19 protein-coding genes and 1 riboswitch are annotated in these 21,188 nt (G+C 73.6%); of the genes, 6 read left to right on the forward strand and 13 right to left on the reverse strand.

Annotated features, from left to right (window positions below):
- The 4 genes from AAHZ94_RS08480 to AAHZ94_RS08495 all read right to left on the reverse strand — a co-directional run.
- The coding region (locus AAHZ94_RS08480; RefSeq protein WP_349991855.1) for a hypothetical protein at positions 1 to 270 on the reverse strand (270 nt) is incomplete at its 3' end.
- A 106-nt stretch (positions 271 to 376) separates the two neighbouring features.
- Positions 377 to 955, reverse strand: coding sequence for a TetR/AcrR family transcriptional regulator (locus AAHZ94_RS08485; RefSeq protein WP_349991857.1), 579 nt, complete (start codon positions 953 to 955; stop codon positions 377 to 379).
- A gap of 139 nt (positions 956 to 1,094) precedes the next feature.
- Positions 1,095 to 2,330 carry a Cmx/CmrA family chloramphenicol efflux MFS transporter gene (locus AAHZ94_RS08490; protein ID WP_349991859.1) on the reverse strand — a complete coding sequence of 412 codons (1,236 nt, stop codon included), beginning with the start codon at positions 2,328 to 2,330 and terminating at the stop codon, positions 1,095 to 1,097.
- 304 nt (positions 2,331 to 2,634) lie between these two features.
- Positions 2,635 to 3,735, reverse strand: coding sequence for a citrate synthase 2 (locus AAHZ94_RS08495; protein WP_349991860.1), 1,101 nt, complete (start codon positions 3,733 to 3,735; stop codon positions 2,635 to 2,637).
- Positions 3,736 to 4,166: 431 nt separating this feature from the next.
- Between AAHZ94_RS08495 and pdxH the strand changes: the two genes are divergently transcribed.
- Positions 4,167 to 4,808, forward strand: a complete 642-nt coding sequence (gene pdxH / locus AAHZ94_RS08500) for a pyridoxamine 5'-phosphate oxidase (RefSeq protein WP_349991884.1) — start codon at positions 4,167 to 4,169, stop codon at positions 4,806 to 4,808.
- Between the two features lie 632 nt (positions 4,809 to 5,440).
- Complete coding sequence (locus AAHZ94_RS08505) at positions 5,441 to 7,432, forward strand: PAS domain-containing protein (RefSeq protein WP_349991862.1); 1,992 nt, start codon at positions 5,441 to 5,443, stop codon at positions 7,430 to 7,432.
- A gap of 25 nt (positions 7,433 to 7,457) precedes the next feature.
- Here the strand turns inward: AAHZ94_RS08505 and AAHZ94_RS08510 are convergent, their stop codons facing one another.
- Entirely contained in the window at positions 7,458 to 8,231 is a 774-nt protein-coding gene (locus AAHZ94_RS08510; protein WP_349991864.1) for an SIS domain-containing protein, read from the reverse strand.
- Positions 8,232 to 8,495: 264 nt separating this feature from the next.
- On the opposite strand from AAHZ94_RS08510, the gene AAHZ94_RS08515 reads away from it, so the two are divergent.
- Complete coding sequence (locus AAHZ94_RS08515; RefSeq protein WP_349991865.1) at positions 8,496 to 9,188, forward strand: iron-dependent transcriptional repressor DtxR; 693 nt, start codon at positions 8,496 to 8,498, stop codon at positions 9,186 to 9,188.
- Between the two features lie 1,107 nt (positions 9,189 to 10,295).
- On the opposite strand, the gene AAHZ94_RS08520 is transcribed toward AAHZ94_RS08515, so the two are convergent.
- The 6 genes from AAHZ94_RS08520 to ribD form a co-directional block, all read right to left on the reverse strand.
- Positions 10,296 to 10,568: a phosphoribosyl-ATP diphosphatase gene (locus AAHZ94_RS08520; protein ID WP_349991867.1), complete on the reverse strand. Its 273-nt coding sequence runs from the start codon at positions 10,566 to 10,568 to the stop codon at positions 10,296 to 10,298.
- A 34-nt stretch (positions 10,569 to 10,602) separates the two neighbouring features.
- Complete coding sequence (ribH, locus tag AAHZ94_RS08525; RefSeq protein WP_349991869.1) at positions 10,603 to 11,088, reverse strand: 6,7-dimethyl-8-ribityllumazine synthase; 486 nt, start codon at positions 11,086 to 11,088, stop codon at positions 10,603 to 10,605.
- 349 nt (positions 11,089 to 11,437) lie between these two features.
- Positions 11,438 to 12,760 (reverse strand): bifunctional 3,4-dihydroxy-2-butanone-4-phosphate synthase/GTP cyclohydrolase II, encoded by a 1,323-nt coding sequence (locus tag AAHZ94_RS08530; RefSeq protein ID WP_349991871.1) that lies wholly within the window; start codon positions 12,758 to 12,760, stop codon positions 11,438 to 11,440.
- A complete protein-coding gene (locus AAHZ94_RS08535) occupies positions 12,757 to 13,416 on the reverse strand; it encodes a nicotinamide mononucleotide transporter family protein (protein WP_349991873.1) in 660 nt (219 codons plus the stop codon). Before AAHZ94_RS08535 ends, AAHZ94_RS08530 begins: the two co-directional genes overlap by 4 nt.
- Complete coding sequence (locus AAHZ94_RS08540; RefSeq protein WP_349991875.1) at positions 13,413 to 14,147, reverse strand: riboflavin synthase; 735 nt, start codon at positions 14,145 to 14,147, stop codon at positions 13,413 to 13,415. Before AAHZ94_RS08540 ends, AAHZ94_RS08535 begins: the two co-directional genes overlap by 4 nt.
- Before the next feature lie 2 nt (positions 14,148 to 14,149).
- Positions 14,150 to 15,250: a bifunctional diaminohydroxyphosphoribosylaminopyrimidine deaminase/5-amino-6-(5-phosphoribosylamino)uracil reductase RibD gene (ribD, locus tag AAHZ94_RS08545; RefSeq protein ID WP_349991885.1), complete on the reverse strand. Its 1,101-nt coding sequence runs from the start codon at positions 15,248 to 15,250 to the stop codon at positions 14,150 to 14,152.
- A 184-nt stretch (positions 15,251 to 15,434) separates the two neighbouring features.
- A riboswitch (FMN riboswitch) is annotated at positions 15,435 to 15,565 on the reverse strand.
- A 488-nt stretch (positions 15,566 to 16,053) separates the two neighbouring features.
- On the opposite strand from ribD, the gene AAHZ94_RS08550 reads away from it, so the two are divergent.
- A complete protein-coding gene (locus AAHZ94_RS08550) occupies positions 16,054 to 18,387 on the forward strand; it encodes a chitinase C-terminal domain-containing protein (protein ID WP_349991877.1) in 2,334 nt (777 codons plus the stop codon).
- A 37-nt stretch (positions 18,388 to 18,424) separates the two neighbouring features.
- On the opposite strand, the gene AAHZ94_RS08555 is transcribed toward AAHZ94_RS08550, so the two are convergent.
- Positions 18,425 to 18,550, reverse strand: coding sequence for a hypothetical protein (locus AAHZ94_RS08555; protein ID WP_349991879.1), 126 nt, complete (start codon positions 18,548 to 18,550; stop codon positions 18,425 to 18,427).
- A 174-nt stretch (positions 18,551 to 18,724) separates the two neighbouring features.
- Positions 18,725 to 19,312 carry an isochorismatase family protein gene (locus AAHZ94_RS08560; RefSeq protein ID WP_349991880.1) on the reverse strand — a complete coding sequence of 196 codons (588 nt, stop codon included), beginning with the start codon at positions 19,310 to 19,312 and terminating at the stop codon, positions 18,725 to 18,727.
- A 155-nt stretch (positions 19,313 to 19,467) separates the two neighbouring features.
- On the opposite strand from AAHZ94_RS08560, the gene AAHZ94_RS08565 reads away from it, so the two are divergent.
- Entirely contained in the window at positions 19,468 to 20,466 is a 999-nt protein-coding gene (locus AAHZ94_RS08565) for a GlxA family transcriptional regulator (protein ID WP_349991882.1), read from the forward strand.
- Between the two features lie 175 nt (positions 20,467 to 20,641).
- Positions 20,642 to 20,998 (forward strand): hypothetical protein, encoded by a 357-nt coding sequence (locus AAHZ94_RS08570; RefSeq protein ID WP_349991883.1) that lies wholly within the window; start codon positions 20,642 to 20,644, stop codon positions 20,996 to 20,998.
- Positions 20,999 to 21,188: the final 190 nt, after the last annotated feature.

Below are 21,188 nucleotides of genomic sequence, written 5' to 3' on the forward strand. Positions count from 1 at the left end.
CCCGGCCCCCCCCCCGCCCCCCCCCCCCCCCCCCCCCCCCCCCCCCCCCCCCCCCCCCCCCCGCCCCCCGGGCCCCCCCCCCGGCGGGGGCGGGGCGGCGCGTTCCACGCCCGCCGCGCCGCCGCCCGCCGCCCGCCGCGCCGCCGCTCCCGCGCCGTCCGCCCCGGCTACGTCGTCTGCGCCACCCGCCCCGTCCGCCCCGTCCACGGCGGCTGCGTCATCCACGTCGTCCGGGTCGCCGGGGGTGTGCGCGGCACGTGATTCGGCCACTCGGGTGGGCGGTGGATGGCGGTAACTCGGCCAGTAATCAAGGGAGTTGAGGTCTTCGGCCGGGCGGGTGGTCGGACGTCGGCCACGGCGGAGGGGGCCGGACCGATCAGAGCGCGGCGAGCGTCAGCTCCACCGAGGCGAGCAGCGCCGCCCGGTCGTCCTGCACCCGGGCGAGCACGCGGAGCCCGTAGTACGCGCCCTGCACCTGCCGGGCCAGCGCCCGGGCCTCGCCGTCGGTGCGGATCTCCCCGGCGGCCTGGCCGAAGGCGAGTACCGCGGTCAGTTCGTCCTCCACCCGGCCGAAGTTCTCCCGTACCGCCGCCCGGATCTCCGGGTCGAGCGCGGCCGATTCGATCGCCGAGTTCACCGCGAAGCAGCCGCGCCGCCCGTCCGGGGACAGGTCGGCGTCGACGGCCTCCACCATCAGCGCGCGCAGCCGGTCGATGACCGGGCCCGGCTGCTGCAACAGCTCGACCTGGTGGGCGGTGGCGGTCTCGCAGTAGCGGCGCAGGGCGCGCACGTAGAGCTGCCGCTTGTCGCCGAAGGCGTTGTACAGGCTCGACGGGCCGAGCCCCGTGCTCTGGCTGAGCTCCCGGGTCGAGGTCGCCTCGTACCCGTGCCGCCAGAACGTCTCCATCGCCGCGTCGATGACGCGCCCCTCGTCGAACCCGCGTGGCCTGGCCATGCCGCCACGGTAAGGGTTTTGGAGCGCCCGCACCAAATGGTGGCAGGGTGTGGCGCACGAGGCTGGGGGTGGCTGTGGGAGCGTGCGTGGCCGTGCGGGCCGACCTGCGGGCCGGCGGTCATGCGGCGCGGGCCGGTGGTCATGCCGTACGGGGCGCGGTGGCGTGTTCGACGGGTTCGGGGGCCTGGCCTGCGGTGGAGGCCGCCGGTCCGTTCGTCGACGGCGGTGTGCGGCGGCCCGCGCGCGCCGCCACGAGGGCGGCGGCCAGGCCGACCGCGGCCAGACCGGCGCCGACCCAGGCCACCGAGGCGAAGCCGTACCCCGCGTCGATGGCCGCCCCGCCGAGCATCGGGGCCAGCGTGTTGCCGACGTTGAACGCGGCCGTGTTGCCCGCCCCGGCCAGCGTCGGAGCCCCGGGGGCGAGCGCGAAGACCCGCGACTGGAGGGCCGGATTGGTCACCCAGGCGACGAAGCCGAGGACGAAGACGAGCGCGACCACCACGCCCGCGTGCCGCGCCGTCAGGGCCAGCGCGGCCGACACCGCGAGCAACCCGACCAGGCCCCAGCCGAGCGTGCGCATCGGGTGCGCCTCGGCGAGCCGACCGCCGGCCGCGATGCCGAGCAACCCACCCACCCCGAACAGCGCGAGCACCCCGGGCACCCACCCCTCGGACACCCCGCTGACATCGGTCAACAGCGAGGCCAGATAGCTGAAGGTGACGATCACCGCGCCGAAGGTGAAGGCGGTGACGGCGTAGGAGAGCCAGAGCTGGGGACGGGCCAGACCACGCAGTTCGGTCGCGGCCGAGTGGCCGGGGGTGGCCGCGCCGCGCCCGTCGGGGACGGCGAACACCGTGCACACCAGGCTGACCAGGGTCGCCGCGGCCACCGCCCAGAACGCGGCGCGCCATCCCGCGTACTGGCTGAGCAGGGTGCCCGCGGGCACGCCGACGATGGTCGCGAGCGTCAACCCGCCGGCCACCGTGGCCACCGCCCGCCCCCGCGCACCCGCGGGTACGAGGCTCACCGCCGCCGCGAGGGCCACGCCCCAGCAGCCCGCGTACACCAGGGCGCTGATGACGCGGGTCGCGAACAGCACCCCGTAACCGGGGGCCAGCGCGCCCACCACGTGCGCGGCGATGAAGACCGCCTGGAGCGCGACGAGCGCGGTACGGCGCGGCCAGCGCAGCGTGGTGAGCGCGAGCAGCGGCGCGCCGACCACCATCCCGATCGCGAACGCGGAGATCAGCAACCCCGCATCGGGAATGGAAACGCCCAGGTCATCGGCGATGTTCGGAAGCAGCCCGGAGAGCATGAACTCCGAGGTGCCCTGCGTGAAGATGACGAAGCCGAGGATGTAGACCGGCAGCGGCACGGTGTCCTCCGGGAGGGGATGGGGTGGGGTGAGTCGGCGTGAGGGGTGGTGCGGGCGAGCGGGTCGCCATTTTGGAGCGGTCGCTTCATAAATGGGGTCCGCGCGGGCCGGTGGCGCCGTCGGTTGCGCGCCGCTGCGGACCCTAGCATGTTGTGGAGCGACTGCTTCAAAATTCGTGTACGCGTACCCGCAGCCGCCCCGCCGCCCCGGCACCCCCTGCGCGGGGCCGACGGGCCGACGGGGCGACGGGGCGGCGGAACGGCGAAACGGCTACGTACGGAGGGCCGCTGTCGCGGTCAGTCGATCAGCGCGCGATGTCCGCGTACCCCACGATGTCCTTCGGGCTGCGCGACCCCGGCCCGGTGTACCGGGCGGAGGGGCGGACCAGGCGGCCGGTGCGCTTCTGCTCCAGGATGTGCGCGCTCCAACCGGCGGTGCGGGCACAGGTGAACATCGAGGTGAACATGTGCGCCGGGACCTCGGCGAAGTCCAGCACGATGGCCGCCCAGAACTCCACGTTGGTGGCGAGCACCCGGTCCGGGCGGCGCGCGTGCAGCTCTTCGAGCGCGGCCTTCTCCAGCGCCTCGGCCACCTCGAAGCGCGGCGCCGCCAGCTCGCGCGCCGTGCGGCGCAGCACCCGGGCGCGCGGGTCCTCGGCCCGGTAGACGCGGTGCCCGAAGCCCATCAGCCGCTCGCCGCGGTCCAGCGCGCCCTTGACGTAGGCGGTCGCGTCGCCGGTGCGCTCGATCTCCTCGATCATCCCGAGCACCCGGGACGGCGCGCCGCCGTGCAGCGGGCCCGACATCGCGCCGACCGCCCCGGAGAGCGCCGCCGAGACGTCGGCGCCGGTGGAGGCGATGACGCGGGCGGTGAAGGTCGAGGCGTTCATGCCGTGCTCGGCCGCCGAGGTCCAGTACGCGTCCACGGCCGCCACGTGCCGCGGGTCCGGCTCGCCGCGCCAGCGCCGCATGAACCGCTCCACCACGGTCTCGGCCTTGTCGATCTCGCGCTGCGGCACCATCGGCAGCCCCTGGCCGCGCGCGGACTGCGCCACGTACGACAGGGCCATCACGGCCGCCCGCGCCAGGTCCTCGCGGGCCTGCTCGGCGTCGATGTCCAGCAGCGGCCTGAGCCCCCACACCGGCGCCAGCATGGCGAGCGCCGACTGCACGTCCACCCGGATGTCGCCGGAGTGCACCGGGATCGGGAACGGCTCGGCCGGCGGCAGGCCCGGATTGAACGCGCCGTCCACCAGCAGGCCCCACACGTTGCCGAACGAGACGTGGCCCACCAGATCCTCGATGTCCACGCCGCGGTAGCGGAGCGCGCCGCCCTCCTTGTCGGGCTCGGCGATCTCCGTCTCGAACGCGACGACTCCTTCGAGCCCGGGTACGAAGTCGGTCATGAGGTGGCTCCTCTGCGAGTGGTGAACGAGGCGGCGCGTGGCCGCATCGCCAGGTCTGGGAGGCCGGCGCGGTTGCACGGCCGCACATGCGGCTCGCGCTCCGGTTCGGCGGCCCCGACCGCGGTCCCGCGCGGCGTGGTGGTCATCCAGTCGCGTACGGATCGGGCCGAGAGGGGGGTGGTGGTACGGCTCGGTGCGGGGACCGGCCACGATAGTGCGTGGTGTGCGGATGCCACAGTGGGACAGTCGATGATTTTGGTGGGTTCCTCACCTGCGGGGAAGCGTGAGAAGAGGCACACTGCCCCCTTCCACCCGAGAGGGTTACCCGCGGGCGGCCCGGGGCAGCGTCAAGTGACTTCACCCCGATGCTGCAAGATATGCGCGTGTCCCATGCCGACCCGCACCAGCCGCGCGTCCACGACCCCGCCGCCATGCGTGAGCAGTACCGCGGCGCGGGGTTCTCCGAGGCCGACCTGGCCGCCACTCCCTTCGCCCAGTTCACCCACTGGTTCGAGGAGGCCGTCGACAGCGGGCTGCACGAGCCGAACGCGATGGTCCTCTCCACCGTCGACGAGACCGGCCGCCCGCACGCCCGCACCGTGCTGCTCAAGGGGTACGACGAGCGCGGCTTCGTCTTCTTCACCAACTACGGCTCCCGCAAGGGCCGCCACCTCGCCGCCAACCCCGCCGTCTCGCTGCTCTTCCCCTGGCACGCGCTGGCCCGCCAGGTCATCGTCACCGGCGTCGCGGAGCGCACCGGACGCGACGAGACCGCCGCCTACTTCCGCACCCGCCCGCACGGCTCCCAGTTGGGCGCCTGGGCCAGCCGCCAGTCCGAGCAGGTCGGCTCCCGCGCGGAACTCGACGCGATGTACGCCGAACTCGCCGACCGCTACCCACCGGGCGAACAGGTCCCGGTCCCGCCGCACTGGGGCGGCTTCCGCATCACCCCCGACACGGTGGAGTTCTGGCAGGGCAGGGCCAACCGGCTGCACGACCGCCTGCGGTACGTCCGTACGGGGGCGGCCGGGGCCGAAGCGGACCCGTGGCAGGTGGAGCGGCTGTGCCCGTAGCGGGCTGATGATGGTCGGTCGCCGCGCGCGGGGACCAGCCGCCAGTCACCACGGGCAGGGAGCGCAGCCGGGCACCACAGGCAGAAAACGCAGACGACCCCCGAGTCGCTTCCCGGATGCCGGAACGGCACCTCGGGGCCGGTCGGACGTACCGGCGACTCGCGGGTCGGGTGACTGCTTGGGATTGGCCAGCCGCACACGCCTTCGCGTGCGCGTCCGGCATTGCGCGGCTCGCACCTTCGGCCCCGTAGCACGGGGATCGGGTGCGGGCGGGATGCGACGGCGGACGACTAGCCCGCAGTCACCTCACGCGTCCGGATCTTGTACATCGGCCGAACCACCTCCCTTCTCGTGTGCCCACACCGTAAGTACGGGCGCGGACCCCTCACAACCGAATTTCCGGCAGGCATCTCTGGCAGGCAACGATTTCGGCGAAGGTGGTGTGGTGCGCGTCACGTTCGAGTTGAATGTTTCGACGTGCGGCTGCCGACCGGCACCGGTCTGCCGCACCGCCGCACCTGCCGTACGGCACACACCACGCACACACCACACGCACACGCGCGTACGTGCCGCGCACGGCCCTACGCACGGCACACACAGCCACGTCCAGCCTGTCTAGCAGGGGGTGACCGGTGACCGCTCCGCAACGCTCCGACCCCGCCCGTTCGTCGGGTTCCACGGCCGCGTCGGGTGCCGCGGGCCCCGAGGACGGCCCGACCACCAGCCCACCGGCCGACGCCGCCGATCCCGCCGGCGCCGCGCGCACCGCGGACCACGGTGACTTCGACCTGCTCGCCGCGCTGCTCGACGGCATGGACGCGGCGCTGTGCGCCTTCGACGCCGAGGGCACCGTCACGCACTGGAACCGGGAGGCGGAACGCGTACTCGGCTGGCCACCGGCCGAGGCGATCGGCCGGCGCGGCCTGGCCGGCTGGGCGCTGCGGGCGTCCGACGCGCCCGAGGTGGAGGCGCAGTTGCTCGGCGCGCGGCGCGCCAGCGGTCGCCAGGTACACGAGTTCGCCCTGGTCACCAAGGGCGGCGGTCGGGTGCTCGTACGGGCCCAGACCGCCCCCGTACCCACCGCGGACGGCGCCGCCGGCGTGTACTGCGCCTTCAGCGAGGTGCACGCGCAGATCGACCTGGAACGGTCGATCGCGCTCAGCGAGGCGCTGTTCGACGACGCCTCCTGGGGCGTGGTCCTGGTCGACGCGGACCTGCGCCCCGCGGTGCTCAACGGGCACGCAGCGCGCTCGCTGGGCGCGGCCCGCGCCGAACTCCTCGGCCGCCCGCTCGGCGACCTCATCGACCAGGGCGTGGAGGAGGTCGAGAGCGCGTTCCAGCACGTCCTGGCGGAGGGCGCGCCGCCCGAGCCCACCGAGATCTGGGTGACGGTACGGGGCGAGGGCGCGGCCGTCGGCCAGCCGCCACCGCGCCGCTGTTGGCGCAGCGGCTTCCTGCGGCGGGCCTCGCCGCTGACCGAGGAGGCGGTGCCGCTGGGCGTGGCGTGGATCTTCCGCGACGTCACCGAGGCCAAGCGGGCCGAGCAGGAGAGCGCCCGGATGCGGTTCCGGAGCAACCAACTGCACCGGGCCGCCCGGGCCGCCGCCGAATGCGAGGACCCCTTCGAAGCGGCCACCGTCTACCTCGACTTCGCCCTGGCCGGCTTCGCCGACCACGCCCTGATCGACCTGGTCCGCGAACCGTCCCGGGGCCGCCGGGGCGACCCCACCGGGCATGGTGGCTCCGCCGGCGCCGGCGGTGCGGGCCGTGGTGATGACGGCGGTTACGGGGGCACCGCAGGCGCTGTGGGTGCTGCTGCCGGTGGTGGCGGTACCGCTGGCGGCGCCGGTACGGGGCCCGGGGCCTCGGGTGGAGGCGTTACGGACGGTGCCGAGCGGTTCGGTGATGCCGCTGGGGTGGCTGGTGCCACGAGGAGGGGAGGCGCCGCCGGTACGGGAGATGCCGCCGGTACGGGAGATGCTGTCGGTACGGGCGACGCCGCCGGTGCGGCAGAGGTCGGGGCGGCGGCAGCGGACGCGGGGCCGGACGCCGGGCCGGCCGGCGGCCCGACACTCGGGTACGGAATCTCCGCCCACGACGCATCCGGCCGGGGTGCATCCGCCCACGACACCGCCGCCCATGGCGCGCCCGACCACGGCGCATCAGGCCCCGGCCCCGCCGGTGACGGCGCCGCGCCCTTCGGCGGGCCCTCCAGCCTGCCGGACCGGCCGCCGATCGCGCTGGTCAGGGTGGTGGCGGCGCCCGCAGGCGCGGCCACCGGAGCCGGCCCGAGCACTCCGCTCAGCACCGCGGACGGCATCCCGGTGGCGTACCTACCGGGCCACCCCGCACTCCAGGCCGCCGACCGCTGCGGCTCAGTGCGCGCCAGCGCGGGCCGTACCGACGAGGAGGGCAGCCTCCAGTGGGCGGCGGCGCGCAAGTGGCCCGGCGGCACGGTGCACGGCCTGTGCGCGGTCCTCCGCAGCCGGGGCCGCACCCTGGGCGTGGCCTCGTTCCTCCGCGGAACCAGCCGCCGCGCGTTTGACCGTACGGACGCGGCGTACGCGGAAGACGTGGCGGTACGCGTCGCAGCCGCCATCGACCTGGCCCAACAACTGCGGTAGCGGGGCCCGCCGGGCCGCCGGCCGCTCAGTGCCGGTAGAAGATCCGGTCCCCGTACTCCGTCATCACGCGCCCGTTCCACTCGTGGCCGCCGTCGACGTTGCCGGAGCGCAGCAGGGGCGGTTCGATGCCGCGCGCCACCAGCTCGCCGGCGGCTGCGGCCAACATCGCCTGCATCAGCGCACTGGTCACCACGGTGGACGCCGGGGCGAACGGCGCGGCCACCCCGTCGGCCGTCAGCTCGGCGTCACCCACCGCGATCTTGCTGTCCAGGACCAGGTCGCAGTGGTCCTTGAGGAAGGTGCCCGACGCGTGCCGCGACTTGGTCTCGGTCGCGTACGCCACCGAGGTCACGCCGATCACCTTCAGCCCCAGTGCCCGCGCGTTCTGCGCCATCTCGACGGGCAGCGAGTTCCGACCGGAGAGCGAGATGATCACCAGCAGGTCGCCGGCGACCGCCGGGCTGGTGTCGAGCACCGCGCCGGCCAGCCCGTCCACCCGCTCCAGCGCGCTGCCCAGCGTCGCGGGCACCACGTCGACACCGATCACGCCGGGCACCTGGAGCAGGTTCATCAGGGCGAGCCCGCCCGCGCGGTAGACCACGTCCTGCGCGGGCAGCGAGGAGTGCCCGGCACCGAAGGCGAACAGCCGCCCGCCCGCCTGCACGGTGTCCGCGATCAACGCGCCCGCCTCGGCGATCGGCCCGACACCCTCGTCACGTACGGTGCGCAGCAGGGCGATGGCGGCATCCAGGTACCGCTCGGCCAACTCGGCAGGGACTGACCGCGTGCTCTCGCTCATCGACGAGGGGCCCTTTCCTTCGTTTTTATTTCGTTATTCGGCTGTTATTGCCACGGTGAGCGAGAGGTTTTTCGCTCTTTTCTGGCATCGGCTATCACGCGCCGGACGTGCGTGGCGCGGATCACGTTGCGGTCTGGACCAGTGCCCTGTCAATACATCGCACACCGTCGATCCTGTTCGATGGCGGGAGCGAGCCCCGGTTGTCCGCGGGATGCGTCAGAATTGAGTCCAGGGCCACCGCACGACACATCGAGGGGCACGCACATGTCCGGTTTGATCGATACGACGGAGATGTATCTCCGCACCATCCTGGAGCTCGAAGAAGAGGGTGTGGTCCCGATGCGCGCCCGGATCGCGGAGCGGCTCGACCAGAGCGGCCCCACGGTCAGCCAGACGGTGGCGCGGATGGAGCGCGACGGGCTGGTGACGGTGGCCGGCGACCGTCATCTGGAGCTGACCGACGAGGGGCGCCGCCTGGCCACGCGCGTGATGCGCAAGCACCGGCTCGCCGAGTGCCTGCTCGTCGACGTCATCGGCCTGGAGTGGGAGCAGGTGCACGCGGAGGCGTGTCGCTGGGAGCACGTGATGAGCGAGGCGGTGGAGCGCCGCGTGCTGGAGATCCTGCGGCACCCCACCGAGTCGCCGTACGGCAACCCCATCCCCGGCCTCGAAGAGCTCGGTGAGTCGGCCGAGGTCGACCCGTTCCTGGACTCCGGCATGGTGAGCCTGCTGGAGCTGGAGCCGGGCTCGGAGGGCAAGACCGTGGTGGTGCGCCGGATCGGCGAGCCGATCCAGACGGACCCCCAGCTCATGTACACGCTGCGACGGGCCGGGGTGCAACCCGGTGCGGTCGTCAGCGTGACCGAGTCGGCGGCCGGCGTCATGGTCGGCAGCAGCGGTGAGGCGGCCGAGCTGGAGTCCGCCATCGCCTCCCACGTCTTCGTGGCCAAGCGCTGACACCGCCGTAGGACCCACAGGGCGCCGACCCCCGCCGCGGGGCCGGCGCCCTTCGCGCGTACGTCCGCACGCGCGGGTGCGGGCGGGAACGGGAATCGGCACCCGCGCCCGTGGGCGAACCTGCCGTACGTCCGCACGCGCCTGTGCGGGCGGTGTGGGTGACGCGGGCGGTGCGCGCCGCCGGGGCGCTGCCGTACGGGGCCGCTGGCCGGGCTCCTCCCGCCTCCTGCCCCCCGCTCATGCGCGCGCGTGCCCGCGGGCGATGTAGGCGATGCGGGTGGTGCGCAGTGTCGGAGCGCCATGGGGAGCGCGGCGCAGGCGCGGGCGCACGGGGGCGGCCCCGCGCCGCACGGCGGTGAGCCGATACCGATACCGCGGCCACCCCGCCCACCTGCGGCAACACGGTTTTGCCGGCCCGGAGTTGGGGGAAACCACGCGCCCGCGCGCGTGGCGTGCCACGCTGTCGCTGACGCATACGCGTGCAGGTGCGCTGAGAGCCGGTAGGTGTGGGGCACGCGGGCCCACCGCCGGCGTCTCCCGGGGCTGGGGAGGTGGGCCGGATGGGCCCGTCACATGCGAGGGGCGCCACCGCGCGAAGAACGCCGAACGCCGGCCGTGGGGCCTTGCCCCGGGGCCGCCCGGTGACCGGTTCGGGTACGGACGGTGCCGGTTCGCGTACGGGCCGGGTCGGCGGGTGCGGCCGGGGCAGCGGGCGTACGGGCCGCCGCCTGGTGGTGCGGGGGCGCGGGGCCGGGTGCCTGGCGGTACGGGGCTGTGGGGCCCGGGGCGGGGCCCGGTGCGCTGGCGTGGAGCTGACGGCCGGGGCGGCGGCGTCGGGCGCAGGGCGCGGCACCCGCGATCGGGATGGCCGGCGGTGCGTCACTCGCGACCGGGGCGGCCGGCGCGGCGGGGACGGCCAGTGGTGCCAGTGGGGCGGGGACGGCCGGTGCGGCGGAGGTGGCCGGCGCGACGAGGGCGGGCGAGGCGGCCGGGGGCGGCCCGGCGGCCCACCCGGGGGGGGCGGCCGCCGCGGGCGGGGCGGCGGGGTGGGGCGGGGCGGGGGGGGGGGGGGGGGGCGGCGGGGGGGGCGACCACGGCGGCGCTCCGTCACAGATGAGCGTATACGTCGTCCAGGGAGATGCCGCGGGCGACCATCATCACCTGAACGTGGTAGAGGAGCTGCGAGATCTCCTCGGCGGTGGCGTCGGCGCCCTCGTACTCGGCGGCCATCCACACCTCGGCGGCCTCTTCGACGACCTTCTTGCCGATGGCATGCACGCCCTTGCCCACGAGCTCGGCGGTGCGCGAGGTGCTGGGGTCGCCGGTGGCGGCCTTGTCCTTGAGCTCGGTGAAGAGCTCCTCGAATGTCTTGTTCGCCATGGTGCGCCTAGCCTACGGGGTGCCCGGAGCGGGCTCAGCGCCAGGGTTCGGAGATCGTCCGCAGCGTCGTGGCGGTGGCCACGGCGGCGGTGACGGCCTCGTGCCCCTTGTCCTCGCGAGAGCCGTCCAGCCCGGACCTGTCCAGCGCCTGCTGCTCGTCGTCGCAGGTCAGCACGCCGAAGCCGATGGGCACGCCGGTGTCGACGCTGACCTGGGTGAGCCCGTGGGTGACGCCCTGGCACACATAGTCGAAGTGCGGGGTGCCGCCGCGGATGACCACGCCGAGCGCGACGATCGCGTCGTAGCCGCGGCCGGCGAGCACCTTGGCGACCACCGGGAGCTCGAAGCTGCCGGGCACCCGGACCAGGGTGGGTTCGTCGATGCCGAGCTCGGCCAGCGCGCGCAGCGCGCCGTCCACCAGGCCGTCCATCACCTTCTCGTGCCACTGTGCGGCGACGATGGCGACCCGCAGGTCACCGCAGTTCTTCACGGACAGTACGGGGGCGCCTTGGCCGCTCATGTCTCTCCTCGGTGCGCTGTGCTGCTGTGCTGTTCTCTTGCTGCTGGGGCTGTGCTGTTCTGAACCTTTACTGCGGTGCTGCGGTGCTGCGGTGCTCTTGCCGTGCGGTACGGCCGTTGCTCCCGCTGCGTCGGGGCGCCGCGGGCCCGGGCCTTGCCGCGCCGTCGGGCCGTCCTGCGTCCTGCTCGCTCACATGCTGTGCTGCTGAAGCCCTGGTGAGAAGGGGTGTGCACGGGGTGTTCCGGATTTCGGACGGGTTCGTACGGGGCGGTGGCGGGGCGGGGCCCGGTGGGTGTGGGGGTGCCGGGGCGGGCCCGGAGGGTGTGGGGCCGGGCGGTTGCCGGTGGGGTCACTGGTCGCAGGTGGTGGCCTGGTCCGCGTCGAGCCAGGGCAGTTCGTGGCCCATCCGGTCGCGCTTGGTGCGCAGGTAGCGCAGGTTGTGCTCACCGGCCTTGACCGGCATCGGTTCCCGGCCGGTGATGCGCAGGCCGTGTTCGACGAGGGCGGCGGCCTTGTCCGGGTTGTTGGTCATCAGCCGCATCGAGCGGACCCCGAGGTCGGTGAGGATCTGGGCGCCCGCCGCGTAGTCCCGGGCGTCGGCGGGCAGCCCGAGCTCCAGGTTGGCGTCCAGGGTGTCCCGGCCGCGCTCTTGCAGCTCGTACGCGCGCAGCTTGGACAGCAGCCCGATGCCGCGGCCCTCGTGGCCGCGCAGGTAGAGCACGACGCCGCGGCCCTCGGCGGTGACCCGCGCCAGCGACGCCTGGAGCTGGGGGCCGCAGTCGCAGCGCTGGGAGCCGAAGATGTCGCCGGTCAGGCACTCGGAGTGGACCCGCACCAGGACGTCTTCGCCGTCGCCCAGCTCGCCCTGGACGAGGGCGATGTGCTCGATGCCGTCCACCGCGGAGCGGTACCCGTACGCCTGGAAGTCGCCGAAGGCGGTGGGCAGCCGGGTCTGGGCCTCGCGGCGGACGGTGGGCTCGGCCGCCGCCCGGTAGGCGATCAGGTCCTCGATGGAGATGATCGCCAGGCCGTGCTTGCGGGCGAAGGGCACCAGCTCGGGCAGGCGCAGCATGGCCCCGTCCTCGCCGGCGATCTCCACGATGGCGGCGGCGGGGCGCAGCCCGGCGAGCCTGGCGAGGTCCACACCGGCCTCGGTGTGCCCGTTGCGGGCCAGGACGCCGCCGGTGCGGGCGCGGAGCGGGAAGACGTGGCCGGGGCGGACGAAGTCGGTGGCGGTGCTGTGCGGGTTGGCCAGCAGCCGGATGGTGGCGGCCCGGTCGGCCGCGGAGATGCCGGTGGTGACGCCGTGCTCGGGGCCGGCGTCGACGGAGACGGTGAAGGCCGTACGCATCGCCTCGCTGTTCTGCTCCACCATCTGCGGCAGGTCGAGCCGGTCGATGGTGGTGGCCTCAAGGGGTACGCAGATCAGGCCGCGGCACTCGCTCATCATGAAGGCGACGACCTCGGGGGTGGCCTTTTCGGCCGCGATGATCAGATCGCCCTCGTTCTCCCGGTTCTCGTCGTCGACGACCACCACGGGACGGCCGGCGGCGATTTCGCTGATCGCCCGCTCCACCGGGTCCAGGGCGAGGTCCCGGGGCGCGGGGCGGGCGGGTGCCGCGGCGTCGCTGCGCTCGGTGGCGGGGTGGTGCCAGTTGACGGACGTGGTCATGCGGGCGCTCCTTCCAGAGCGGGCGCGCCCGTACGCGAGCGCAGCCCCCAGTCGCGGGCGCCCCACAGGACGAGCGCGAGGTAGACGACGTAGACCAGGCCGGAGAAGGCCAGGCCACTGCTGAAGGCGAGCGGGACGCCGACCAGGTCCACCAGCAGCCAGGCGAACCAGAACTCGACCAGGCCGCGGGCCTGGGCGACCATCGCGGTGAGCGTGCCGACGAAGATGTACGCGTCGGGCCAGGGGTTCCAGGACAGCTCGGGCACAGCGGTGAACAGGCCGCCGACGGCGAGCGTGCCCGCGGCGGTGCCACCGACGAGCACGGCGCGCTCGCGCCAGCTCGCGAACCGCACCGTTATCTGCCCGCCCTGGTCCTGCCGTCCGGTGTGCCACTTCCGCCAGCCCCAGGCGGCCACGGCCATGACCAGGAGCTGCTTGCCGAGGCCGCCGCTGAGGTGGGCGGCGGCGTACGCGGTGACCAGCACCGCGCCGGCGACGAACTGCACCGGCCAGGTCCACATGGAGCGCCGCCAGCCGAGGGCGAGCGCGCCGAGGCCGAAGAGGTTGCCGATCATGTCGGACCAGATGACGTGCTGGCCGAAGAGGGTGAACGCCTCGTCGCTGAGCCCGTCCGCGAGCCCCTGCCACCAGCTCACCGGGCCACCTCCGCCCGGATGTCGGCCGCGCCCTGGGCGGGGCTGCTGGGTGCGCCGGGCACGGTGCCGTGCGCCAGCAGCCGTTCCACGTACTTGGCGAGCACGTCGACCTCAAGGTTGACCGGGTCGCCGACCTGCTTGTGGCCGAGGGTGGTGAGCGCCAGGGTGGTGGGGATGAGGCTGACGGTGAAGTGGTCGGTGGCGGCGTCGACGACGGTGAGGCTGATGCCGTCGACGGTGATGGAGCCCTTCTCGACCACGTAGCGGGTGAGCTCGGGTGGCAGCGAGACGGTGACGACCTCCCAGTGCTCGGCCGGCTCCCGGTGGGTGATCACGCCGGTGCCGTCCACGTGGCCCTGGACGAGGTGTCCGCCGAGCCGGCCGCCGAGCGCCATCGGGCGCTCCAGGTTGACCCGCGAGCCGGGGCGGAGTGCGCCGAGGCTGGAGCGGTGCAGCGTCTCGGCCATCACGTCGGCGGTGAACGTGCCGTCCTGGACGGCGACGACGGTCAGGCACACGCCGTTGACGGCGATCGAGTCGCCGTGCTGGGCGTCCGCGGTGACCTTGGGGCCGTGGATGCTGAGCCGGGCGGCGCGCGCCGGGGCCGCAGCGGTGGTGCCGGCGGCCGTGCCGGTGGCCGCTTCGAGAGCTTCGGGGGTTTCGGCAGGTGCGTCGCCCAGCTCCTCGATGGCGGCGATCTCACCCAGTTCTTCGACGATTCCGGTGAACACAGTCAGCTCTCCTGAGAGGTGGCGGGATGGTTCGGCCGCTGCGGCACGGCCGTCATCCGCAGGTCGGGGCCGATGCGGGCGACGTCGGTCACGCCTAGCCGCAACGCCTGTCCGATGGTGGTGATTCCGGCGTCAGCGAGCGCGGCGGGTCCGGCGCCCAGCAGGGCCGGCGCGAGGTAGCCGACGACCTTGTCGACCGCGCCGGCGGCGATGAAGGCGCCGGCCAGCCGCGGGCCGCCTTCGAGCAGTACGGATCGCACGTCGCGGGCGTACAGCTCCGCCAGCAGTGCGGTGATGTCGAGGCCGGGGCCGCGTGGCGCGGCCGGCAGCCGCACCACTTCGGCCAGCCCGTCCAGGTGGCGGGCGTCGGCCTGCTGTGAGACGGCGATGAGGGTGGGCGCTGCGGCGTCCAGGACGCGGGCGCCGGGGCGTACGGCGGTGGCGTGGGTGTCGACGACCACCCGCAGCGGCCGGGCGGGCTCGCCCTCGCCGGTGGCGTGCCGGACGGCCAGGTGGGGGTCGTCCAGGCGGGCGGTGCCGGAGCCGACGACGACGGCGTCGGCCCGGGCGCGCAGCCGGTGCACGTCGGCGCGCGCCTCGGGCGAGGTGATCCAGCGGCTGGTGCCGTCGGCCGCCGCGCTGCGCCCGTCGAGCGTGGCGGCGTACTTCCACAGCACGAACGGGCGGCCGGTGCGCACGGAGGTCAGCCACGCCTCGTTGACCTCGGCGGCCTCGGCGGCCAGCAGGCCGCCGGTGACGGCCACGCCGGCCCCGGACAGGGCCGCGGCACCACCGGTGGCCTGCGGGTTCGGGTCGGGTACGGCGTAGACGACGCGGGCCACGCCGGCCGCGATGAGGGCCTGGGCGCAGGGGCCGGTGCGGCCGGTGTGGTTACAGGGTTCCAGGGTGACCAGGGCGGTGCCGCCACGGGCCAGGTCGCCGGCCGCGCGCAGGGCGTGCACCTCGGCGTGCGGTCCGCCGGCCCGCTGGTGCCAGCCCTCGCCGACGACCTGGCCTGCGGCGTCCAGGACGACGCAGCCGACGACGGGGTTGGGGCGGGTGTGGCCGAGGCCGCGGGCTGCCAGCGCGATGGCACGGCGCATCGCGGCGATCTCGCTCGGGGGTGCCTCTTCGGCGGCCACCGGGTCCTCCTGCCTCTTCGGGCACGGACTCCGGGGCTGTCAGGAAATGACAGGAAAACGGACTGAGCACGGCGGGGACACCGAGGCCGGGATGCAGCTCACCCCAAGGGGAGCCGCCGGGCGACGGCGCACCGGTGCTCGCCCGTCGCGCACTGCCTCCCATCCGGACTTTAACCGTCGGTCCAGGAGTTTCACCTGGTCAACCGGCCGCTGGCTGCGGACGGGTCGCGGACTGTAACCGCCGGTTCGGACTTTCACCGACCCCGGAGTGCGCTGACGTCACTGGTACGCCTTCCAGTCTGCCATGGGCCGGGTGGGGTACGCGGGCCGGCCGCTGTGGGCTGGCTCACAAGATCTTCCGCCGCTCAATGTCCGAAAACCACCCCTCCGGCAGACCGGGACGCCGGAACTCCGCCGACCCACCCGGACGTTGATATTGGTCCATACCTATTGACGCTTTGGTCTAGTCCTTTTAGCCTCTGGCTCACCTTCGAGGAATCGGACCGCGGTGTGCGCACGCCGTCGGCCCGTGCCCCCACCTCGTATTCGCTGTATCCGCTGTATCCCGCTGTATTCGGTGTTTTCGGTACCGCACCGTCGCACTACGGCACCGTCGCACCAGGGCATTTCACGCACCGCACGCAGCACACACGGCACACGCAACACCCCACACTCCGCGCGCACCATCCGTACGTACGGCACCCCCCACAGCACGACTCTCACCCCCGCGAGCTCCACCGAGCCCCTTCCAGGAGGAACCGATCGTGTTGTCCCGTAACCGAGCGAGAGCCACGCTCGCGGCCACGGCCGCAGCGCTCGCCGGGCTCCTCGTCACCACCCTCTCGGCGACCGAGTCGCACGCCGAGGACCAGTCCGCCTGTCGCCCCGACGGTCTCTACCAGACCCCGGGCGTGGACGTCCCCTACTGTTCGGTCTACGACTCCGCCGGGCGCGAGAAGATGGGCCCCGACCACCAGCGCCGCGTCATCGGCTACTTCACGAGCTGGCGCACCGGCAAGGACGGCACCCCGGCCTACCTGGCCAACAACATCCCCTGGGACAAGGTCACCCACCTCAACTACGCCTTCGCGCACATCGACAAGGCCAACAAGATCTCCGTGGGGGCGGACGGCGCCAACAACGCCTCCACCGGGATGACCTGGCCCGGCGTCGCCGGCGCGGAGATGGACCCGGAGTACGCGTACAAGGGTCACTTCAACCTGCTGAACAAGTTCAAGAAGCAGCACCCGAACGTCAAGACACTGATCTCGGTGGGTGGTTGGGCCGAGACCGGCGGCTACCTCGACGAGAACGGCAACCGGGTCAAGTCCGGCGGCTTCTACTCGATGGCCACCAACGCCGACGGCTCGGTCAACCAGGCGGGCATCAACACCTTCGCGGACTCCGCGGTCGACTTCATCCGCGCCTACGGCTTCAACGGTGTGGACATCGACTACGAGTACCCGACCTCGATGAAGGACTCCGGCCACCCGCAGGACTGGCCGCTGGCCAACGCCCGCCGCGGTGGGCTCAACAAGGGTTACGCGGCGCTGATGAAGACGCTGCGCGAGAAGCTGGACCGGGCCGGCGCCGCGGACGGCAAGCACTACCTGCTGTCGGTGGCCGCCCCCTCGTCGGGCTACCTGCTGCGCGGCATGGAGACGTACCAGACGACCAAGTACCTGGACTACGTCAACATCATGTCGTACGACCTGCACGGCGCCTGGAACGAGTTCGTCGGCCCGAACGCGGCGCTGTACGACGACGGCAAGGACGCCGAGCTGATCAAGTGGGGCGTCTACAACGCGGCCCAGTACGGCGGGATCGGCTACCTCAACGGGGACTGGTCCTACCACTACTTCCGCGGCTCGATGCCGGCCGGCCGGATCAACCTGGGCCTGCCGTACTACACCCGCGGCTGGAAGAACGTGAACGGCGGCAAGAACGGCCTGTGGGGAAGCGCCAAGGCCAGCTCCTGCCCGGCCGGTTCGGGGCTCACCGACTGCGGTGACGGCGCCGTCGGCATCGACAACCTGTGGCACGACAAGGACGACGCCGGCAAGGAGTCGCCGGCCGGCTCCAACCCGATGTGGCACGCCAAGAACCTGGAGAAGGGCGTGGTCGGCGACTACGTCACCCGCTACGGCTTCCCCGCCGACACCAAGCTCACCGGCAGCTACACCCGCAACTACGACTCGACGCTGACCGCCCCGTGGCTGTGGAACGCCGACAAGAAGGTGTTCCTGTCCACCGAGGACGAGCAGTCCGTCAAGGCCAAGGCGCAGTACGTGGTCGACAAGGGCCTGGGCGGCACCATGATCTGGGAGCTGGCCGGCGACTACGCGTACGACGCGGCCAAGGGCCAGTACGGTCCCGGCAACACGCTCACCACCACGCTCTACGACGCCTTCAAGGCGGCGCCCAGCTACGGCGCCACGCGGGCCACGATCCAGATGCCGACCGACGCGGTCGACCTCGACGTGACCTACCGGGACTTCCCGCTGGGTGACTCGAACTACCCGATCAGCCCGAAGGTGCAGATCACCAACAACACCAAGTCGGCCATCCCGGGCGGCGCCGAGTTCCAGTTCGACTACGCCACCTCCGCGCCCAACAACGCGAAGGACCAGAGTGGTTGGGGCCTGCGGGTGATCCGCAGCGACCACACGGGCAACAACGTGGGCGGCCTCAAGGGCGACTACCACCGCGCCTCGATCAAGCTGCCGAGCTGGCAGTCGCTGGCCCCCGGCGCGTCGCTGACCTTCGACCTCGTCTACTACCTGCCGACCTCCACGCCGTCCAACTGGACGGTCTCCTTCGGCGGCAAGTCGTACGCGCTCGCCGGTGACCTGGCGCGCGGCACGAAGATCGTCGAGCCGGGCGACGGCGGCAGCGGCGGCACGGGCGGCAACGGCGGAAACAACGGCGGCAACGGTGGCAACGGCGGCCAGTGCACCGCCCCCGCCTGGGACAAGGCCGCGGTCTACAACGGCGGCGCCAGCGTCTCCTGGAAGGGCCACACCTGGAAGGCCAAGTGGTGGACGCAGGGCCAGGAGCCCGGTGTCGACGGCGTCTGGCAGGACGCAGGAGCCTGCTGAACCCCCTAAGGACCACCCGGCGGCGGTGAGTGTGGCGTCACCCGCCGCCGGGTGCGCCACCGGGCCGGGCCCCCCCCCCCCCGCGGGGGCCCGCGCCGGGGGGCCCCCCGGGCCCGCCCCCCCCCCCCCCCCCCCCCCCCCCCCCGGCGTTCCCCCAGGTCACCGGCGGTACGCGGCAGCCAGGTACGGGGGGACGGGACGGGGCTGCCCTAAGCGGCGGCGGCCGGCCGCGGCGGCCCGGCAGGCCGTACGGTTCCCGCAGACTGTGCCACACCCATAGGGCGCGCCGCTCCCACAGGCCGTACGGCTCCCGCGGGCCGCACCGCTGCGGCCGACCTCACCGGCCGAGCTCCCGCTCGGAGGCGACGACCACTCCGTACAGGTCGGCGACGGTCGCCAGGGCCGCCCGGTGCACCTGGTCGGCGGGGACCTCGGCGCCCGGCACGGGCAGCGCGCGGGTCGCGCAGGCGTCGGCGACGACGGTCGGGCGGTGGCCGGCGAGGAAGGCGCCCTGCGCCGTGAACGCCACGCACATGTGGGTCATCCACCCCGCGAGCACCAGGTCCTGGCCCGGGCGCAGATGGGTGGCCAGGTCCGTGTCCACGAACGCGTTCGGGACCTGCTTGACCACCACCGGCTCCCCCTCGCGCGGGGCGACGTCCGGGTGGATCTGCCCGATTTCGACGCCGATGTCGTACGGGGTGCCCGGGCCGCCGTCGTTGATCACGTGCACGACCGTTGCACCGGCCCGGCGGGCCCGGGCCAGGAGCTGCGCGGCGGCGGCGAGCGAGGGCCGCCAGCCGTCGAGCTCCATGACGCCGGTGGTGTAGGTGTTCTGGAGGTCGATGAGGACCAGCGCGGCGTCGGCCAGGTCCGCGGGCGTCTGGTCGAAGCCGTTGAGCTCGCGCAGGGTGGTTCTGGGCATGGGAGTACCGCCTTCGGCATGCGGGTGGAGGGGCGGCCCGAACGGTCCGTGGGCCATGCAGGTAAAACTAGGAGCCGGCCCGGATGTCGGCAATGACGTCTGACCTGCATATACCGACATGCCACCGCGCCCTGCCCACAGCCCTTGGGGGACTCGTGTCCGACGCCGTCCGACGCCTCGTCGTCATCGTCCTCTTCGACGGCGTCGACCTGCTCGACGTCACCGGGCCGCCGGAGGTGTTCGCGCTGGCCCTGCGCGAGACCGAGGAGGCCGCGGGCTACCGGGTGCTGCTCGCCGCGGCGAGCACCGACCCGGTCACCACCGGCGCCGGGGTGCGCGTGCTGCCCGACGTCACCTTCGCCGAGGTCGCCGCCGGCGCCATCGACACGCTCATCGTGCCCGGCGCGGTGGAGGTCGACGCCGAGCGCCGCGTCCATCCGCTCGTCGACCCGGACCTGGTGGAGTGGGTCCGGGTGCTGGCGGCCCGCACGCACCGGGTCGCCTCCGTGTGCGTGGGGGCGCACCTGCTGGCCGCGGCCGGCCTGCTGGACGGCAAGCGCGCCACCACCCACTGGTCGACGGCGCAGCGGCTGGCCGCCGACCACCCGGCCGTGACGGTGGACGCCGACCCGATCTTCATCCGCGAGGGCGACGTGTGGACCGGGGCCGGGATCAGCGCCTGCCTCGACCTGTCCCTCGCGCTGATCGCCGACGACCTCGGCGAGGCCGTCGCCCTGCGGGTGGCCAGGCAACTGGTCATGTACCTCAAGCGCCCCAGCGGCCAGAGCCAGTTCAGCGCGCCGCTGGAGCAGGTGTCCACCACGCGCCGCATCGAGGACCTGCGCCACCATGTGCTGCGCCACCTCACCGCGCCGCTGACCGTCGCCGACCTCGCCGCGTACGCGCACGTCAGCGACCGGCACCTGACCCGGCTTTTCAAGAGCGAACTCGGCATGACCCCGCACGCCTACGTCGAGTCGGTCCGGGTGGAGAAGGCCCGCCAGGAACTGGAGTCCTCGGACGCCACGTTGGAGCGCATCGCCGCACGCTGCGGTTTCGGCACGACCGACACCCTGGTACGCGCGTTCCGGCGACGCCTGAACACGACGCCGACGGAGTACCGGCGGCGGTTCCGGGTGCCGGTGCAGCCCTGAGCGGGGCCGGGCGGGGCCGGACGGTGCCGGGTTCCGGTGGGGTACCGGCGCGGTGGGGTGGGGTGGAATGGCGTGGGGTCGGCTGCGGGCTGCGGGCTGCGGGCTGCGGGCTGCGGGCTGCGGGCTGTCGATAATGCGCGGTCGATGGGGGCCGGTGGCTCGTAGGGTCATGCGCATGAGGACACGAATACTGCTGCTCGGCCTGTACGCCGACGGGCCGGGACTCGACTGGGTGCGGGAGGTCGTCGAGGGGGTGGTGGCGGCGCACAGCGCCCGGATCGTCGCGGTGAACGTCCGCCGCACCGGCCCGGACCCCGAGTCGACGCCCGCCGAACTGTACGACCACCTGGCGGACCAGTGGGCCATCGAGCACCCCGGGCAGCACGGCGGGGCGCGCGAACTGGTCGAGTTGCAGGTCCGGCTCCGGTGCTCGCTACGGACCTGGCACAGGCTCCGCGCGGCGGTGCTGCTGGGCCTGTGCCCACCGGACCCGGAGCCGCACGTGTGCCGGGTGCCTTGGTCGGCCGGCTGAGGGGCGGGGCGGCGGGTTAACTGCCGGGGCTGCCGGAGCGGTTGGTTGGGTGGGCGGGGCGGCGGGCTGACTGCCGGAGCGGTTGGCGGGGCGGGGCGGGGCGGCGGGTTAATTGGCGGGGCTGCCGGGGCGGTTGGCTGAGCGGGGCGGGGCGGGGCGGCCGGCGGGCGGCCGGCGCGGTTAGCTGGCC

The organism is Streptomyces sp. HSW2009 (assembly GCF_040240285.1).
GTDB lineage: Bacteria > Actinomycetota > Actinomycetes > Streptomycetales > Streptomycetaceae > Streptomyces.

Coding starts and splice junctions, on each gene's coding strand:
- AAHZ94_RS08570 (WP_349991883.1), top strand. CDS start 20,642: ATGAGGACACGAATACTGCTGCTCGGCCTGTACGCCGACGGGCCGGGA.
- AAHZ94_RS08495 (WP_349991860.1), bottom strand. CDS start 3,735: ATGACCGACTTCGTACCCGGGCTCGAAGGAGTCGTCGCGTTCGAGACG.
- AAHZ94_RS08530 (WP_349991871.1), bottom strand. CDS start 12,760: ATGACCACGTCCGTCAACTGGCACCACCCCGCCACCGAGCGCAGCGAC.
- AAHZ94_RS08485 (WP_349991857.1), bottom strand. CDS start 955: ATGGCCAGGCCACGCGGGTTCGACGAGGGGCGCGTCATCGACGCGGCG.
- pdxH (WP_349991884.1), top strand. CDS start 4,167: ATGCGTGAGCAGTACCGCGGCGCGGGGTTCTCCGAGGCCGACCTGGCC.
- AAHZ94_RS08510 (WP_349991864.1), bottom strand. CDS start 8,231: ATGAGCGAGAGCACGCGGTCAGTCCCTGCCGAGTTGGCCGAGCGGTAC.
- AAHZ94_RS08515 (WP_349991865.1), top strand. CDS start 8,496: ATGTCCGGTTTGATCGATACGACGGAGATGTATCTCCGCACCATCCTG.
- AAHZ94_RS08560 (WP_349991880.1), bottom strand. CDS start 19,312: ATGCCCAGAACCACCCTGCGCGAGCTCAACGGCTTCGACCAGACGCCC.
- AAHZ94_RS08520 (WP_349991867.1), bottom strand. CDS start 10,568: ATGGCGAACAAGACATTCGAGGAGCTCTTCACCGAGCTCAAGGACAAG.
- ribH (WP_349991869.1), bottom strand. CDS start 11,088: ATGAGCGGCCAAGGCGCCCCCGTACTGTCCGTGAAGAACTGCGGTGAC.
- ribD (WP_349991885.1), bottom strand. CDS start 15,250: ATGCGCCGTGCCATCGCGCTGGCAGCCCGCGGCCTCGGCCACACCCGC.